We start from the raw sequence: 18,175 nt of genomic DNA on the forward strand, positions 1-18,175 counted from the left end.
AACATCATTCAACGAACAGATGAGCCTCATATCCTTATTTATTCGTCTCCTGCAAAATAACTAATTTATTTTGAGATAATCCCTATAAGCTAACTCTTTTCACAAACACTTCTGCCCTTACACTCCCTCTCCAATATTATTTAATTCACCATAATAAAGTCTATTGTTAGCTCACCATACATCTTATTCAGTCGTCTGCCTGATCATTCAAACATCAGTCTGAAGCCCATCTTCCTGAATTCTTCCCGTTCCGGGATACCCCATTCCGTCATCAGATTCGGTCCGAGATAAGTGGATTTCTGGTCTGAAATACGCTTAAACTTCTCTCTGTCCGCAGCCGGAATAAGCCCGCATTGCAGCACACCTGCAAACTGAACATGAGTAGTGAACTCTCCTTTCGAAAGCATATTGCTCTCCTTTATGCAGCTCAAGTCTTCGAGACGGAAAACCGGTTTCCCTTGCATATCATTGAGCACCAGCAACACCCCTGTTCCCTTTGCCACCGGACAAGCAAAGGCCACTTTCTCTTGGGCAAACCGCTTATATTCGTGATTCTCAATACGGCCCAACAATTCATTTATAAGTACTTTCAGCACTCTGCCACTCTCGTACACAATCACCAGATAACCGTCCTTCTCATCATCGTGTATCGCCAATGACAACATGATGTCACTTCGCCAACTCTCATCGTGTGTTATCATATAATTGTTGCTTTCCAGCAAATGCAGATATACGATTGTGTTTTCGCCATACCCCTCTTCATAGCTATGCACAACGTTGGAACGCAACTGATCGGTAGCAATCTGAAATATGGGTTCAACCTCCTCAGCCAGAGTTTCCTCTACGGAAGTTCCAGCCGGAAGCTCTATCGGGGATGCTATGGGGAAACCGGCCGGAACAACCGCCTTCTCTTCTTCGGACCTGCTGCCGATAAACGCTTCGAGTGCATCGCCTTGCAGCACCCAGGTAGACGTTCCCTGCCGTTGATAGTATATGCCATTGCACTTCACCGGATGAGGGCACGGTTTGATGTTGAGGGCATAGGCCAGTCTGTCTCCTGCCTGAAGATAGGAAGCTGAGATTCCGGCATTGGCTTCTAATCCCATGGAAGCCACAATACTGTTTCGCACATGCAGGTCGAACTTATCCTTGCTATCCTGAAAGTAGGCAATATCATCGCTCAGTCCTTCGGCCGCCCCCTGGTTGTTCACACCCAGATAGAGGGTACCGCCTTCGGCATTCAGAAAACCGCAAATAACCTGCATCACCTCCTGCGTTTGCTTCGTCAGAAAGGGCCGCATGCCATTCTTAGGCGGATAAACGATACTCGTCTTGAACTCCACATGCTGGCTTTCCTGTCCGAAAGAGTAAACCACCGGCACATCAATATCCAAATGCAACTGTTCCATCATTTTCTTACGAATCTCCGACTGATGGGCACTCAGATTAAAATTCTCCAGCATATTATAAGCCAGCACCAGTTGCGCCAATCCGGATAATTGCTTGTACTCCTCCGCCCGACTGACATTCCACAAATATTCATTCTTTTCCGGTCTGTCCAGACAACCGACCACTCTGACCTCGGCAAGCAGGGTCTGCAACAACGGATAGTTACGCAGCAAATTCTCATCCACACTCTCTTGTTCCTGCAGTTGCTCCATATCCAGCCTGCCGTTAATTGCGAATTGCTGCAGCATCCGGATAAACTTCATATGTTCTGCATAATAATCCGCCATGTCATCCTGTCCCGAGAGTAAGGCCATGATGCGTGCCATTGCCAGATAATTGTAGGTATCCTTCCGGTCCTTTTCGAGCATGCCCACACTATCTATGATATATATCAGTTCCATCATGTAGCTATCTTCCAACATCGCCTCCGTACTCGAATCCTCTTTGTCAACCTCTTCTTCTTCATAAACACAGTCGCCGGCATAGCTGGCTATCAGGTCGGCAAACACATCACTCACGGTAAAATTGGCAATCACCTGCTTCACAAAATACGCCTGCACAGTCCCGTTTACCTTTATCTCCGAAACCTTCACTTCGATGTAATCTCCGGACTTCAAATCGGGCATATCTTTTGTGCGACCCACCAATAGAGAATAGCCGTAATCACTGATGCAATAATAGCTGCCGTTCATGAATTCGGTTACTTTACAGAGCACTCCATCGCCCACATTAACCGCCTGACGGACAAATTGCGCCAACGTGTCCAGCAAGCTGAAAACACATTCGCCTTTCTCATTCACTCCCTGCACCTCGGCCTTAAGCAAATAGGGCTTACCCTTGTCCGAGCAGAAAGCATCTACCCCGACACGAAGCCCATATCGAACCACATTTCGCAAACACAGCGTTCCCTTCCCCCTGTACGTATCATCTTCTATCCGGCAATGGAAATAATCGGCATTGATAATATCCTGCTCCAAGACGCGAATAACGACCTCATCGCCCGGCTCCGGCAGAACCTTGTGCCGCTTCTTCTGTGAGGGCATCACGTTCGGACTATGAAATAGCGAATATTCTATTTCCGTCCACATCTGATGATAAGCAATCACATCTTTCTTATCCAGACAAAAGTTTCCCAAAATACCCTTATCCAACATCACACGAAACTGGCGCCAAGGAAGAAGTTGATCGAGCAATACATTCTTAAGGTTCTTCGCACCCTGCAAAGGCATCAATTGCACTACATCGTTCATGATGCAGAGCCGCACATCCCTTCCTTCGTAGTTCTGACTCACAGCAACAACCCCTGCCGAATCCCTTCCGCCGGCACACGATAATTTAAGAACCAGCAGTGTGATGTCTCTCACATCGCTCCATCCATACTCCAGCTGTTCCTGCCGGACATCCGTCAGACAACGGAAAGCTTTCTCCAACAAAACTGCCGAATCCCCTCCTTTGACGAATGTCAGATAACGGTAGAGCATAGCACGATTCAACCGACGATCGAAAGCAGGCTTATCAGTCACCAGTAATTGCTCGAAGGCCAACGCCATAATCATATTGCTGACGTATTGCCTAGCTTCCGGTTGTTCGGTAAAGGCAACGCGCTGAGTTATGTCTTTGTATTTGCTGACGTACAGTTCCAATAAGTCGAGAAGCGGCCCGCAAAATGTCTCGGTCTGCCATACCTTCGGCTCACCTTCAATCAGAATATTGAGAATAGTCCGAATTTTAGTATGCATCAGTTCCCTGTCTAACGAAAAAAGACAGACCAGGATGCGGAAATGACTCTCTGCCTGATACAGGAAACCGGATTTCTTTATCTTTGTCAGTATCCTGTCAATATACATCACATGCTCTCTTTCGGCAATGAGATCAAGCGCTTTTTTATAGACATCAGCGTTTTCAACAGCTTGCACCAGTTGTTTCTGATAAGCCTCACGCCGCTGCAAACATCCGCTGATATAATCAGAATCCTCAAGCAGATAGAGACACGCCCTCCGATAATAATCCAGCAAAATCCGGGCATGTTTACCCTCCGGTTTCAGCCACTCCAAAATGGTAGCATCCAGCGCATTCACAGCCATCAACAACCATTCGCTATCTCCATGGGCAAAGGCCTCACGGGTTTCGGCAAATTCCGGAAGTTTCTGCAAAAGTCTTTTCACCCAGCGTACAAAGTAATCGGATGCATCTATGGCTTCCAGCAACTCTTCGGGTAACCAAAATTCCGGAATATCCTTTTCCACATCTTGCAGCAATTCCAAGGTAAGTTTGTGCCCTTTTAGGTTCCTTACGACACAAGTGACCCTTTGATGAATGGACAGACGGGCATTTCCATAATGCATCAATCTGAAATACAGTCCGTTCCAATCTGCCAATTCATAATAAGGCAAAGGCATATTGGTGTAATCATTTCTCACCCAAAACGAATAGACTTCTCCCACTTCATAGAGCCTATGTATCAGAGCTCCGGTATTTTGCTGAATCACCGGCACCCCGTCACGAATATCATTCACCACACAAGAGAGTGTTTTGGGGAGAGGCTCTTCCCTCTGAACTTCAAAGAGTCTGATAGCATATTCTCTTCCTTCGGCAACGATTATATAATAGGTCTTATAATTTTCCGTCTGTTTCCTCTTCACCGGAAATTCATAAATTTCGCCTTTCTGTAGCTTTGTCCTCACCATACCTTTTATCCTTTTTATCTTAACCAATAATCAAAAAAAACGTAACATGTAATATTAACATCATCTCTATTGACAAGATTAATTCATCTTTCAAGAGAGAATAAATTAAAATAAAGTGCAAATATACTATGGAAAATCTCACTACAAGCTATATCTATCACATTATTCTCCAAAATCATCAAGATTACCGTTTTTTTCCGTTAAAGCAACAAGGACTTATTTACTATCTTCTTCTTACCTTCTCCCTACCTACTCCTTACTTAGTCCCTACCTACTCCTTATTATACACAAGGAGAAGGTAAGGTGCAACCATGACTGAAGTCAGCAATATCTATGACGAAACACCACATCTAATGTCCCCTCTCCGTACACCCGCAAATTCATGAAAATTAATTTCTCAAATCAAAAGAAAAGAAAAAGTTTATTTATATCTTTGTGATGCAACACTTCTCAAAAAGCAATGCACGAAGAATAAGAAAGCTCGCAACAAAGCTTCTCTCCTCCTTCACAAACAACAATGTATTAACAATTAAAAATTGAACCATCATGGGAAAAATCAAACAAGGAGCTTTCGGCGAATTCACTGGAAAAGTAGGAAATTTGGTAGGTTGCACCTGGAAAGGTGTGCCTTACATGAGAACCCGTCCTGCACACATGACCAATCCACGTACTGAGAAACAACAAGGACAACGCAGTAAATTTCAGGTAGCGCTCAACTTCCTCAGAACAATTACTCCTTTTTTACGTATCGGATACCGGGAATTTGCGGAAAGACAGACAGCCTTCAACGCCGCCATGTCCTATGTAATGAAAAACGCCTTGACGGACAGCGTTCAGGGATTAGTGATAGACCCTAATAAAGTATTGGTATCGCACGGAAGCCTGACACAAGCTTTTAACGCAGCAGTGACAGCAGAAGAAGACAAAGCCCTTTTCACCTGGCTGGACAACAGCGGACAGGGAAACGCCATGGCTACGGATGCAGCCATGTTATTGGTGTACAACAGAGAGAAAAATTTGGCAGTTTATAATACAGCTGCTGCCATGCGCACAGATAGCAAAGCCGAACTGCAATTGCCTAAAGACTGGAAGAGCGATACATTGATTGCCTACCTGGGCTTTTGCAGCGCAACTGACGAAAGCGTAGCTAATAGTGTATGCCTGCCACTTACCGTTTCATGAACTCTTTCCGTTCATCCTCCGGAAACTTCTCTATCGCATAGCGCAACGTAGTGCGGGGCATCGTCTTACAGTACTTTTCAAGGAATTGTACCAGCAAGTCCTTGTCCCGCTTTCCCATCTCACGTAGCATCCAGCCCACGGCCTTTTGCATCAGGTCGTGCTTATGATAAAGCAACCGTTCGGACAGAGCCAATATATCGATGAAATCGTTGTTTTTGATTAATGTATAGGTAGATACGACCGCAATGCGCTGGTCCCAAAGCAAATCGCTATCAGCCAGACAATAGAGAACATCACGTGGGTTATCCTTGAGATATTCGCCCACAATGCCCGGAGCTGACAAGTCCACAAGATCCCAGTTATTGATACGGGCGGTTTGAGTCAGATAGAAATCGAATATTTCTTTTTTTCCGCTTTCATCGCACTTCTTGAAACGCTCCACCAACATCAGCAAGGCACAGAGGCGGCACTCGTGCCATTCACTTTGCAGCAATTCAGTCATCACTTCAAAAGGCGCATCTTTATGGCGCTTTGCCACGATACGAGTGTTGGGGACCACAATACCGAGGAATTTATCACCTTCACCGTATTGCCCCTTTCCGGTTTTAAAGAAATTGGGGAGATATGCCCGCTTCACAGGGTCAATGTATTGCTCCAGCTCTTGCTGGATTTCTTTTGCTTTTTGCTTATCTTTCATGAGTTACTGAATACAAATTACACGAATTACGCAAAGATACTCTTTACTTCATAAAACATGAAGAAGACTCGCATAATTCGTGCAATTCATATTTTGGAAAAACAAATATTCTACTTCCGGTGCTGGTTAGTACGGGATATTCTGGGCACGATATGCTCCTTACTTATTCTCATCCGGTCTACCCCTCTTACTCTTTTAAAGTAAACATCACCTATATACATGGCTCGGGGATGAATGTTTCTCTTATCCTTATGGGCATGATAAACAATACGCAATTTACCATCTTTATCCGTAAAAAGCGCATTATGCCCTATTCCTACCAGACCTTTTGCATTCTGCAACAAGGGGTTTTCATCATATTTGATCCATTTTCCCATAATGTCAGTAGCAGTAACACAACCGATTCCATAGTCCTGACATGCAAAGCTGTTAGCCGAGTAAGTCATGTAGTAGCATCCCTCGTGCTTGATAACGAAAGGTCCCTCGTTAACACCTCCGCACGTATTCTCCCAAGGTTGGGAAGTTTTAATGCAGTGATGCAGTGTTTTTTCTTTCAAGGTTACCAAGTCTTTTTCAAGCTCAGCTACCCACACATTCAACCCATCATTGAAACGGACAAAGAAAAGATAAGCTTTGCCATCGTCATCTATGAAAAGTGTATGGTCTATTGCTTTCTCATCCAGCATCGGCTTTTTCTCCACTTGCCTGAAAGGTCCCAACGGAGAATCGGACATAGCCACACAAATACGCTCGTCACCCGAATAGTACATGTAGAATTTATCATTCACCTTGTAGACTTCAGGGGCCCAGAACCAAGTCTCACCATAAACATCTTCTTTATGCAGAGCCAAGTGTCGTTTACCTCCTCCCGGAACTTCCCAATATTCCAGATCGGTAGAGACCAGGGCCTCAATACCATCAAAGGAAGAAGTTCCATAGGCATAATAGAGTCCATCGTAGTAGAAGATGAAAGGATCGGCAAAAAGTACCTGTTCTACTTCCGGAGCATTCCGGGTAGTCTGTGCCTTAGCAACATAGCCTCCTGCAAGCATGCTCAAAATAATATAACATATAAATCTTATATTCTTCATAATTCTTTTATTATCAAATGTACACAGTAATTTATTTACGTACGGAGAATTTATAAATACATTCTGTATTATACTTCTCACCCGGCCTCAACACAGCCGATGGCCACTCGGGTTTATTGGGAGTATCGGGATATTTATCCGTCTCCAGACAAACTGCGGCACGGAAATTATACACTATGCCTTTCTTTCCGGTCAGCGTCCCATTCAGAAAGTTTCCGCAATAAACCTGAATACCCGGTTCGTTGGTATAAACATCCAATATAATACCCGTTGCGGGAGATTCAAGTGTAGCGCAGGAGCGAGTGATATCTCCCTTTGTGTTCAGCACCCAGTTATGATCGATACCATTTCCTTTTTTCAATTGTTCGAAATTCTGGTTTATGCGGCTGCCAATCGTTGCAGGAGTCCTGAAATCCATAGGGGTTCCGTCCACCATTGCCAGTTCACCAATGGTCATAAACGTACTGTCCACCGGAGTATAATAATCAGCATTTACAGTTAACAAATAATCCGAATTATTCTTAGAGGGATTGCCGTCAAGATTGAAGTAAGAGTGGTTAGTCATATTAACAATAGTCGGTTTATCTGTCTCAGCTTCATATCTGATATTAATTGCATTGTTATCTGTCAGCTTCATGGTCACCTTGCAATTCAGATTACCAGGGAATCCCTCCTCACCATCTTTTGACAGGTAAGTCAATTCCAACTCCTTATCATTCTTTTGTATACCATTGAAAATACGATATTGAAAACCTCTCGGACCACCGTGCAGGCAATGCCCGTAATTATTCTGCAACAACTGGTATTCTATGCCATCCAAAACAAAACGCCCCTGATTAATACGATTAGCATAACGCCCTATGGTCGCACCAAAGTCAGAAGGAAATCTCAGATAGTCCTGTATAGAATCAAATCCCAATACGACATCACGCATCACACCCTCCTTGTCCGGTACCAGCACAGAAACGATACGCCCTCCGAAGTTAGTGACACATACCTCCATGCCATTCTTATTTTTCAGAATAAATAGATTTATTTTCTTTCCATTCACTTCTGTCTGAAAGTGGCTCCGTTTCAGGCCCGATGCCGTCAAATCTTCTTTTTGACCTGTAGTGCATGCAACCATTAAGGCTACACACCCCCAAAAAACTAATTTCTTCATGGCCTCTCACATTGTTTAGCATAGCAGAAGTAATCGCTGTTTATACGTATCACATCCACATCGGGCACATCAGCAAAAATAAAAGGGTTCGTAAATGTATCTGTCTCCTTGTTTACTTCTACTTTCCTTTTTGTATTTGCACAACCAGTCATAACAAACAACATCGTACAAATCAGCCATAAGCATAATTTTTTCATTGGTTTTTATTTTTTTATTATTGATTATTTCATTTCTTCAAATAAGCTTTTCATTTCTTCCAGTTATCAAAACACACGTTCCCAATCTATACCTTCTTTACTTCATCTAAAACCTACTACCCCCAAAAATAAACCCATAAAATCTTGCCTGGTTGATATCGCAAATGTATGCAGGTTTTTAGCTAAATCATTAACACTTTAACACCAAAAAATAGCTTTTTTCCATCCTTTTACTTTATTCTATCAAATTCATTTTCAATGTTATTCGCTTTCACAACAATTCTATTCTGCCTTTTTTAGCACTATTCTCTCATAATTCATTATATGTACAATTTCAATGCATTAATTCTATTCGATTCATAAAATATATGGCTCAATTTCTATAAATTTGCGTAACGAAAAAACTTATATCTATGAAGTACATCACATTTTTACTACTGTTCTCAATGCTTTGTCTTGAAAATGCCATTTCGACCACTTACTCCTTCAAGCATTATAACATTAATTCTAAGCTATCCCAGAATACTGTTATGAGCATCTTTCAGGATAGCAAAGGTTTTATCTGGTTGGGAACCAAAAACGGATTAAACCGGTTTGATGGTTATGACTTCAAAGTCTACCAGCGAGGCAGTTCATCCAAAGATTAAAAAAACAGTATGATCTACTCCATTGCCGAAGATTCGGATAAAACTCTTTGGATTGCCACCGACAAAGGAATCTTCCTCTATAATCCCTTCACTGAGAATTTCTCTAGTTTCAATGCGAAAACCGAAAACCAAAAAGGAATTGAAGGTAGCGTCAATAAAATCATTATTGATAAAGAGAATAACAGAATATGGATTTTGGCAGGACCGGATTTGTTCCTTTATCAGATAAAAGAAGATAAACTATATCGAATAAGTGACAAGTTCGGGGCACATAATGCACATAATCCCTCCGCGCTATACATTGACAATAATGGAGTGGCATATATTGGTTTCCCAAGAGCCGGCATTTTCAGTTATAATGCCGAAACAGAAAAGATAACCTTTATACATAAAAGCAATGATACACCGACTGCCATCAGCGATTACAAAAACGATTCTATCCTTTTAGGTACCATGAACAGAGGACTTTATGTAATCAATAAAACTGCCGGTACTTCAAGAAAGGTAAGCATCAACGAGAATATCGATCCAAAGATTATAGATTCGAATTTATTCGTAAGGGACATTAAACGGATATCCGAATCAGAATACTGGATTGGGACAGAAAGCGGTATATACATTCTGAATGGCGACATCAAACAACATATTACCCATGAAGTTTTTAACAACCAGTCACTTTCGGACAATGCCATATATTCTATTTTCAAAGATAGAGAGGGCGGAATATGGATAGGCAGTTATTTCGGTGGCGTAGACTATATTCCGCCGCATTATTCTTATTTTGAGAATTTCTATCCCATAGCATATAAAAATTCAGTCAGCGGCAATCGGGTCAGAGAATTTGTCAGCGATGAACGCGGCAATTTATGGATAGCAACGGAAGATAATGGGCTGAACTATTACGACATAAGCAACAGCACTTTCACTCACATATCCACCCATACCAAGCCACTGAATATTTCTTTTACGAATATTCAGTGCCTGAATCTATCACAGGATAAACTGTGGATCGGCACTTTCAGCAAAGGAATCGACGTATTGGACTTGAAAACCAAACAATACAAACATTACGAAAAAACCGACCAACCCAATTCTATTGATAATAATGATATATTTGCTATCTATACCGACAAGAGAAACACAATATGGATATGCTCAAGCAGCGGCATATACACCTATGTGCCTGAGCTTGATGGTTTCAAGGTCTTTGATAAAATCAGAGGGACATTTATCAGTGATATATTAGAGGATAAGAACGGATATATTTGGTTTACCACTTACAACAGAGGAGCTATCAGATATAACCCTAAAGACGAAAAGATCAAAGAATTCCGGTACGACGAGGAGAATCCTTATAGCCTCTGTTACGACCGCATCACCTGTATCTTCGAGGACAGCAAGCAATATCTGTGGTTTGGCTCTGAAGACGGCGGTTTCTGCCGGTATGATGATACTACCGAAAGCTTTACTCGCGTCACAACCCAACATGGTCTCCCCAGTAACGTTATTTATACAATTGTGGAAGATGACAACCACCATCTCTGGCTAAGTACCAATAACGGCCTAGTAGACTTTAATCCGAAAACAATGACAGTCGAAGCCCTGTATAACCTGACTAACGGGCTACAAAGCAAACAATTTAACTATAACTCGGGTATCAAGACTCAGGATGGCACACTTTATTTTGGAAGTATAAATGGATTCGTCGCATTCAATCCTAAAAACTTCCGCCCTAACAAGAATAAATATTCTGTTGTCCTGACCGGGTTTTATATTTTCAACAAGGAAGTCAAGGTGGATAGCATTAAACCTATTCTGGATAAGGCAATGCCTTATGCGGAAGCCATCCGGCTTAACTATGACCAAGCCACTTTCAGTTTCAGTTTCTCCTCATTAAACTATTCGACCGAAAGAAACGGGAAATATGCTTACCAGTTGGAAGGAATCGACCCTAAATGGAACTATGTAGACAATATCACCCGGATATCTTACAACAGTATACCACCAGGTAATTACACTTTCCGCATTAAATATTCCAAAGATGGACATGAATGGAACAAAGAAGAGACTCAAATCAAGATTAACATAATTCCTCCATTATGGCAAACTACCTGGGCTTATGCGTTGTATGCCGTCATTATTATCAGTATCCTCTTCATCATACTGCGGTTCTATGCAAATAAAAAGAAAAAGCAAGTAGAAGAAAAGATGGCACATCAAGAGCAAATGAGAAAAGAAGAAATTTATAAGGCAAAAATAGACTTCTTCACAAATATTGCACACGAGATACGAACACCGATTACTTTGATAAAGGCACCACTCGACTATATTCTGAGCTCTCAACCTAACGAACAGGAAATAAAAGAGAATCTAACAACGATGGAAAGAAATACAGACCGACTATTGGTTTTGGTTAACCAACTGCTCGATTTCCGGAAAATAGAGTCAAAAGCATTCACTTTATCGCTAAAAATGAAAAACATAAATGCCATAGTGATTAATACATATAATCGTTTTATGCCAATTGCCAGACAAAAGCATCTGGACATGACGCTAGAATGTCCAGAACAGACCATTATTGCATTTGTCGATGAAGAAGCCATCACTAAAGTATGCAGTAATCTTTTTAATAACGCCATCAAGTATTCTTCTACTTATATCAAAGTCATACTCTCGGTTAATGAAGAAACACATTGTTTTGGGATAACGGTGAAGAACGACGGAAAACCCATTCCGGCAGATATGAGAGAAAGTATCTTTGAAGCTTTCTTCCAGATAAGAGATACTAATCAACCTGTACAACCGGGATCAGGAATCGGACTCACACTAGCAACTTCATTGGTGCAACTGCACAATGGGAAGCTATATCTTGACGAAGAGGCTAAAGACACTTCATTCGTTGTACAGATACCTACCAACATCTCTGCTGATGCACAGACCACTGACACCACTCCACCGATAGCAGAGAGTATCAAGGAAGAAAAAGAGGAATCATTCCTGATGTCAGATACTTCATCCTCTACTAAAGGAACCGTGCTCATCGTGGAAGACAATGAAGAACTACAAACATTCCTTAGTAACCAATTAAGTAAATACTACCGGGTATTCAAAACAGGAAATGGAATAGAAGCATTAGATATATTGAAGACTGAAATCATCAGCCTCATTATTTCAGACGTTATGATGCCTCTGATGGATGGATTAGAACTATGCAAAACGATTAAAACAAACTTGGAAACATGCCATATACCCTTCATCATGCTAACAGCCAAAACAACTCTGGGTAATAAGATCGAAGGACTGAAAATCGGTGCTGACGCCTACATTGAGAAACCTTTTGCTATGCCACACCTATTGGTACAAATAGAAAACTTACTGGAAAGTAGAATGAAACTCAGACAAAATTTTGCCAATAGCCCCTACATCGCCACCAGTACTATGGCACAAAATAAGGCCGATGAAAAGTTTCTGAACAAGATGACGGATATCATCAAGCAAAATATAGAAAATGAAAATTTCAACGTAGATAACCTGGCTGAAGAAATGCATATGAGTCGCACCAACCTGCATAGAAAAATCAAAGGAATTACAGAAATGACTCCCGGTGACTTTATACGCATCATACGATTAAAAAGAGCAGCCGAACTTTTATCAGAAGGCAATTATCAAATCAGCGAAATATGTATGCTTATAGGAATCCGTTCTCTATCTTACTTTTCCAAAACTTTTCAGAGACAATTCGGAATATTGCCAAAAGACTTCATAAAGAGTCATGGAAAAGCCCCGCAACAATAAAAGTAAGCAAAAAATCAAGTAAAAGAACAAGAGGGTATCCTTTCGGATACCCTCCTGTTTGTTGTCAAAGCACGTATTTACTATTAATCTGGAAAACTATAGCAAGCGTGAACTTCGTCAGATTTCAAAACTTGACAAACTATTATTATTTCATTTTGAAGGTGAAATCAAACGAACGCGCATCTCCACTTGCTGGAGATTAGGATTCACTTCTTCGTAGGGTGCCATGTCGATGACAGGTGAACCATCGAAACGGAAGTGAACGGGACATACACTGGTATGACGTGGTCGATGCCCACTGTGATAGACATTGTACAAATCTCCATACTCATCCCTGACAAATGAATTATGTCCGGGACCAACTTGGGAAACCGGTGAACCGTTGTTCATCCAGGGACGTGGCGAGTTGCTCCAGGATGCTGGATCCAGCAGGTTGCTGCCTTTGCGGGCTGTGAGCATGCCTACCTCGTAATTGCCTCCGGTAACGCCTCCACCGGAATATACCATGTAGATATTGTCGTCTTTACTTTCCAGCACAAAAGGACCTTCAGCTAGTTGCAAGGGTCTGATGCAGAACGACCAGCTATAGGCTTCAGAACCGATGACAGACGGAGTGCTTGTCAACTTCCAGGGCTCTTTCGGGTCAACCGTGGCGATGCGTAGCACAGGGCCCGGGTCTACGTCCTTTCCGTTCACGAAGCACTTCTTCCGGTCCGACCAGCAGACATAAGACTTTCCGCCATCTTCAATGTAGGTCATGTCCAGTGATAATCCTTCTGTCTTTCCATCCGTATAGATAGGACTTCCGTCGGATTTCACCACACGGATGGGGGTACTCCAGTCCTCCGGTTTCATAGGGTCACCATTCTCCTTTAGCTGCATCATATAGGCCTGAACACCTTTGTCTCCCTTAATGATGGCAAGCAACATATAGAGACGCGAGCCGATGACGTGCAGTTCCGGTGCCCAATGAGGCCCTTCTCCTTGAATCAGAACAGCCTCTTTCCAACGATGGTTAGCATCAGTCAGACCATCCAGAGTGTCCGAGCAGCGGATGGGGATGCGGTTCCACTCTACCTCGTAAGTAGATACCATGTAGTATTTACCTTGATAGTACAAGATATTGGGGTCAGCGCAATTCGACATTGATACCGGATAGTTGAATGAATATTGGAATATCTTTCCACGGACAGCATAGGTGCCGGAAGTGGCCGAAGTAAGACTTTTCAGATCCTCTTCATTCCATATCACCCGTTTCTCCGCCCGGCTTCCGTCACTATAGAGCAAGGTTGCCCGCTTCTTCCGGATATCAGAAATGACGGACGGTGAGACCGGAACGGACATCTCCAACGGTAAGACACCCACATTGACAATCCGTCCCAGTTTGTTTTTCAGATACTTGCCTTCTTCTACGGTCAGTGCGAGCGAATTGCCGAAACAGGCATTGAGGAAATTGCGCTGATTCCCGGTAATCTTTTCCTGTACTCCGTCCAGCTTAGGAACTGCTTTTACCGGAGAGAACCGGAGAAAGTCTGCCGTATGGCTCTGAAAGACTTTCCCTTTTATCATCCACCGCACGCGATATTTTCCCACTGCCTCATCATATTCGCAAGAGACCGCCTCCAACATTTCGCTGACCGGCAAGCGGCACAACTGCTCCGGTTCATAATGCACCAAGTCGCGGCTCTTGATGAAAAGGAAAGAGCCGGTAGCTGAAACATCTGATATACCGTTTTGATCAGTACGAAGTGCCACCACACCGAATCCGCCCTCTTTCATCCGGAATAAATAGGGGGCTGTAAGGGTTTTCATCACTCCTGGTATCTTTTGTTCCTCCGTAAGTCCCGGCTCATTATCGACCTTGCGGAGGGCCATTACGCAGGCATCGTTATTCAACGCCACGTAATGCCGTCCATCTTCGCTATAGCCCAAATGAAGTGCATTGCCCAACTTTGTGGCTACCTTTGTGCGTGTATAGCAAACTACCCGGGGGGCTTCACCGGCGTTTGCCTGCGCACCATTTTCTTGCGCAACCATCCCTTTCGGAAGAATTATGGAAAGGAATAGAAAAAATGAAATGTAATACAGTCTTTTCATACATAAATAATTTGTGTGCTCTACCTATAGATAACTTGTCTAAACATAAATAATTTGATTTTAGACAAGTTCCAGCCTTTTATACACTATTTACGATACCATATCCTATTACCATTCAATAGCCTGATCTTCATCTGGAATCTGAGTATTGATTCTACGTTCAAGTGTCAAACTACCTTTTACCTTATACGGAATTTCTACTCCAGGCGCAGAAGTATAGTCCACAAAATCATATTCAAGATCAAATGTCACATAGCGATGTAGTAAGTAGGGTTTCTCATCGTCCATCTTTTCTGTGATAGAATAGAAAAACGCTTCCTTGCCCGGTTTAAACTTAATCTTCTCATTAGCCGCATGCAACTTCAGACTCTTATCATTTCCTGTTCCAAATTCAAAATACACTTTATAGGCCGCACGGTCAATCAGATCTTCTTCTACCAATCCAGCATAAAAAAATACCGTATTGTCATCTACTACATAAGCCATACGATTACTTTTTACCATAGCATCTTTAATATCATAGGTTCCGTCAGATTTCTTTATGAATACCTGCATCGTAGTAGTACTGTAATTGCCAGAATAATCATTAAAAGGCAATACACGCAACAACGCTTTTGCGAAATTCTTACGAGGATTTTTCTTATAATTGTACGACGGATCCTCCACAATCGTCAAAGGTAATACCCACTTATCCACTAAGTCAATCCCACCCAATGAGAAATCAATATCCGCAGTAACAGTATTCACTCCTTTAGGAATATTCACCACCTCCGGGAAACTATAACTACTTTTTTGTAATTCCTTGAAGTAAAGATCCTCACGTCCGAAACGTGCATCATTCAATATTTTCAACGTATCCGGATCTACTGCAATATGAACTTCGCGGTTAGCTACATTATCCGTATTACCACTGACAACCACCGGCAATTTATAAGTTACTTTACCATTCTCTTTATATCTGACATAAATATCGGTCACCCCGTTATCACCTACAGGTGATTTAAATGAAATATATTGTTGATACAGTTCGTCTGTCCACTCGTCATTACAAGAAGTTCCCAGCAAAACAGCGGCAAGCATCACAATACAAGTATATATTTTCTTCATAATGTATCTTTTATTAAAAATTTATTCATTATACGTCCAACCCGGATTCTGTACCAGCTTTTTATTACGCTTCAACTCCTGATGGCTGATAGGCCAAAAGTACATTTTGCGCGAAAAGTTAGTAGGCAGGGAAGCTACCTCTACCGGGATATGGAACAATTCTCTTTGATCAACAGTCAACAGCGTGTTACAGCCGTAAATGGGCAATGATTCTTCTACTTCCGCATCTTTCCAACGACGTAAGTCGTAATAACGTTGTCCCTCACCCATCAATTCAATCTGGCGCTCACGCTTGATATTGGCTCGCATCACATCTTTGTTTCCGTAGTCCTTGAAATCAGGAAGTCCTGCACGACAACGGACCGGGCGAGTGCCTCTCTTCATTTCATCAATATCACGCTTAATAGTGTAGGTTGTTACACCATCCCAAGAAGCTATATTATAAGTTCCATCCACCTCATTCAACGCTTCGGCATACATCAACAAGATGTCTGCATAGCGGATTGCCGGGTCCACTTTCTTCTGGATATATTGTGTAACCAACGGGTCATTGCCCCAGTGGCAGTCATTAGGATGTACAAACTTCTTCACTCCAATGCCTGTGCGCAACCAATAGGATGTATTAGTATAGCCATTACCGGAACCACGATAATAAAATACTTGCAGATTTTTTTCATGCTGCTGGGATCTGTTCAGGAAATACCAAGTAGAACCATTGAAAGCAACCGATGCATAAAAACGAGGCTCACGTTGCACATACTGTTTGGAAACCCCTTCCTCATGCACATCCAGTTCCGGATATTTCCTTTGTGCTTCTTCTTCCCAAGTTACAAAACCTTCAGCACGTTTACTGCCATCTCCACGCCCTATTTCCATATCCTTTCCCGGACAATCCGTACCATTATTCATATAGTAAGCATCACATTGTTTTTGTGTGATACCGTGTGTATTGAATCCATTGCCAAGAGGAGGTAGCTGATATAATACCATCTGCGACACACTTTCTTCCTTAAGGTTTTGTCCACGGGTAAAAATCAGTTCCGGATTATCGGAAGCAGCCAACGAACCATTGAAGATAGCACGATAGGACTCAAACGGGTCGATATCTTTCCAACCATTCGGCCATAAGTTATTAGAGAAGTCACCATCATCCGGTGGAGTAATCGTTGCAGGGAAACCCGACATTGCACTTTCTGGCCGGCGCAATCCTGCATGATACAAATCATAACGGCCCAATTCCATCACATCACGAGCGGCCGCAGCGGCAATAGCCCACTTTTTATCGTCATATTCTTGCGCAATCAGATGTTTGCCATCCCAATTCACCAAATCAGAAAATTTCTCCTGATCACCCGGACGAGGATTGTTGATGGGACTGGCGGCGTACAGCAACGCTTTGGCACGAGTAGCCAGTGCCGCACCACGCGTTGGACGTGCAATGTATAAGGCGCTTCGTGATAACGGAAGATCTTTAGCAGCCAACAGCATTTCATTACTAATATACTCGACACATTCATCATACGAATTACGGGGAAGTCCCAATTCATCATATTCCTTCGTATAATCAATTCCTTCATCCGGAATCAAAGGCACAGGACCGTATTTACGTAACAGTAACCAGTAGAAATAAGCTCGTACAAAGCGGGCTTGAGCCTTATAATCGGCACGTTCTTCGGGAGTCATCTGCTCATTCATGTCAATATTCAGAATAAAGATGGAAGCCTGCCGGATGCCTTTATAAGCATCAATCCAACTACCTTGCAGAAAATTTTCATCATAATCACCGTTCTTCAATCGTTTGTAACGGTCGTCGGTGTCGCCATAATACATATCATCTGCAAAACAGAACGGATTATATTTCTTACTGGACACATCAGTATTGTTGATAGTCAGATAATAGTATGCATTTGCCAGCCATTGTTCCGAGTAATCTCTGTCCGTAAAAACTTCTTCAATCGTCATTCGGTCTTTAAAATAATGGTCAGCATCTAAAGTATCCGCACAAGAAGTTAGAACAAAGGCCAAAACGCAAACAGCGGACATTAAAGTATATTTATTTTTCAT

General features: G+C 42.4%; 11 protein-coding genes. 3 read left to right on the forward strand and 8 right to left on the reverse strand.

The window, feature by feature from the left end; all coding sequences use genetic code 11:
- Positions 1 to 203 precede the first annotated feature (203 nt).
- Entirely contained in the window at positions 204 to 4,136 is a 3,933-nt protein-coding gene (locus HMPREF9447_RS11120; protein ID WP_009129829.1) for an AlbA family DNA-binding domain-containing protein, read from the reverse strand.
- Positions 4,137 to 4,682: 546 nt separating this feature from the next.
- Here HMPREF9447_RS11120 and HMPREF9447_RS11125 point away from each other — a divergent pair.
- Complete coding sequence (locus HMPREF9447_RS11125) at positions 4,683 to 5,318, forward strand: DUF6266 family protein (protein WP_009129830.1); 636 nt, start codon at positions 4,683 to 4,685, stop codon at positions 5,316 to 5,318.
- Here HMPREF9447_RS11125 and HMPREF9447_RS11130 read toward each other — a convergent pair.
- The 4 genes from HMPREF9447_RS11130 to HMPREF9447_RS28440 all read right to left on the reverse strand — a co-directional run bounded on the left by HMPREF9447_RS11130 (position 5,305) and on the right by HMPREF9447_RS28440 (position 8,465).
- Positions 5,305 to 6,015 carry a DNA alkylation repair protein gene (locus tag HMPREF9447_RS11130; protein WP_009129831.1) on the reverse strand — a complete coding sequence of 237 codons (711 nt, stop codon included), beginning with the start codon at positions 6,013 to 6,015 and terminating at the stop codon, positions 5,305 to 5,307. The two genes, HMPREF9447_RS11125 and HMPREF9447_RS11130, sit on opposite strands and share 14 nt — an antisense overlap.
- Before the next feature lie 110 nt (positions 6,016 to 6,125).
- On the reverse strand, positions 6,126 to 7,106 hold the full coding sequence (locus tag HMPREF9447_RS11135; protein ID WP_009129832.1) for a glycoside hydrolase family 43 protein: 981 nt from the start codon (positions 7,104 to 7,106) through the stop codon (positions 6,126 to 6,128).
- 31 nt (positions 7,107 to 7,137) lie between these two features.
- A complete protein-coding gene (locus HMPREF9447_RS11140) occupies positions 7,138 to 8,268 on the reverse strand; it encodes an aldose epimerase family protein (RefSeq protein WP_009129833.1) in 1,131 nt (376 codons plus the stop codon).
- Positions 8,265 to 8,465, reverse strand: a complete 201-nt coding sequence (locus tag HMPREF9447_RS28440) for a hypothetical protein (RefSeq protein WP_009129834.1) — start codon at positions 8,463 to 8,465, stop codon at positions 8,265 to 8,267. Before HMPREF9447_RS28440 ends, HMPREF9447_RS11140 begins: the two co-directional genes overlap by 4 nt.
- A 413-nt stretch (positions 8,466 to 8,878) precedes the next feature.
- Between HMPREF9447_RS28440 and HMPREF9447_RS29100 the strand changes: the two genes are divergently transcribed.
- Together HMPREF9447_RS29100 and HMPREF9447_RS11145 are read left to right on the forward strand one after the other, a co-directional pair.
- Positions 8,879 to 9,112, forward strand: a complete 234-nt coding sequence (locus HMPREF9447_RS29100) for a two-component regulator propeller domain-containing protein (protein WP_009129835.1) — start codon at positions 8,879 to 8,881, stop codon at positions 9,110 to 9,112.
- Between the two features lie 9 nt (positions 9,113 to 9,121).
- Positions 9,122 to 12,907 (forward strand): hybrid sensor histidine kinase/response regulator transcription factor, encoded by a 3,786-nt coding sequence (locus tag HMPREF9447_RS11145; protein ID WP_009129836.1) that lies wholly within the window; start codon positions 9,122 to 9,124, stop codon positions 12,905 to 12,907.
- A gap of 150 nt (positions 12,908 to 13,057) precedes the next feature.
- Here HMPREF9447_RS11145 and HMPREF9447_RS11150 read toward each other — a convergent pair whose 3' ends face one another.
- The 3 genes from HMPREF9447_RS11150 to HMPREF9447_RS11160 all read right to left on the reverse strand — a co-directional run bounded on the left by HMPREF9447_RS11150 (position 13,058) and on the right by HMPREF9447_RS11160 (position 18,175).
- Positions 13,058 to 15,004, reverse strand: coding sequence for a family 43 glycosylhydrolase (locus HMPREF9447_RS11150; RefSeq protein ID WP_148374808.1), 1,947 nt, complete (start codon positions 15,002 to 15,004; stop codon positions 13,058 to 13,060).
- A 108-nt stretch (positions 15,005 to 15,112) separates the two neighbouring features.
- Positions 15,113 to 16,111: a DUF4973 domain-containing protein gene (locus HMPREF9447_RS11155; protein WP_009129838.1), complete on the reverse strand. Its 999-nt coding sequence runs from the start codon at positions 16,109 to 16,111 to the stop codon at positions 15,113 to 15,115.
- Positions 16,112 to 16,132: 21 nt separating this feature from the next.
- On the reverse strand, positions 16,133 to 18,175 hold the full coding sequence (locus tag HMPREF9447_RS11160; protein WP_009129839.1) for a RagB/SusD family nutrient uptake outer membrane protein: 2,043 nt from the start codon (positions 18,173 to 18,175) through the stop codon (positions 16,133 to 16,135).

Origin of the sequence: Bacteroides oleiciplenus YIT 12058, assembly GCF_000315485.1 — a bacterium.
GTDB lineage: Bacteria > Bacteroidota > Bacteroidia > Bacteroidales > Bacteroidaceae > Bacteroides > Bacteroides oleiciplenus.

Bases quoted from the DNA above. Each gene is read 5' to 3' on its own strand.
- HMPREF9447_RS11140 (WP_009129833.1), bottom strand. From the start codon at position 8,268: ATGAAGAAATTAGTTTTTTGGGGGTGTGTAGCCTTAATGGTTGCATGC.
- HMPREF9447_RS11145 (WP_009129836.1), top strand. From the start codon at position 9,122: ATGATCTACTCCATTGCCGAAGATTCGGATAAAACTCTTTGGATTGCC.
- HMPREF9447_RS11160 (WP_009129839.1), bottom strand. From the start codon at position 18,175: ATGAAAAATAAATATACTTTAATGTCCGCTGTTTGCGTTTTGGCCTTT.
- HMPREF9447_RS28440 (WP_009129834.1), bottom strand. From the start codon at position 8,465: ATGAAAAAATTATGCTTATGGCTGATTTGTACGATGTTGTTTGTTATG.
- HMPREF9447_RS11120 (WP_009129829.1), bottom strand. From the start codon at position 4,136: ATGGTGAGGACAAAGCTACAGAAAGGCGAAATTTATGAATTTCCGGTG.
- HMPREF9447_RS11125 (WP_009129830.1), top strand. From the start codon at position 4,683: ATGGGAAAAATCAAACAAGGAGCTTTCGGCGAATTCACTGGAAAAGTA.
- HMPREF9447_RS11150 (WP_148374808.1), bottom strand. From the start codon at position 15,004: ATGAAAAGACTGTATTACATTTCATTTTTTCTATTCCTTTCCATAATT.
- HMPREF9447_RS11155 (WP_009129838.1), bottom strand. From the start codon at position 16,111: ATGAAGAAAATATATACTTGTATTGTGATGCTTGCCGCTGTTTTGCTG.
- HMPREF9447_RS29100 (WP_009129835.1), top strand. From the start codon at position 8,879: ATGAAGTACATCACATTTTTACTACTGTTCTCAATGCTTTGTCTTGAA.
- HMPREF9447_RS11135 (WP_009129832.1), bottom strand. From the start codon at position 7,106: ATGAAGAATATAAGATTTATATGTTATATTATTTTGAGCATGCTTGCA.
- HMPREF9447_RS11130 (WP_009129831.1), bottom strand. From the start codon at position 6,015: ATGAAAGATAAGCAAAAAGCAAAAGAAATCCAGCAAGAGCTGGAGCAA.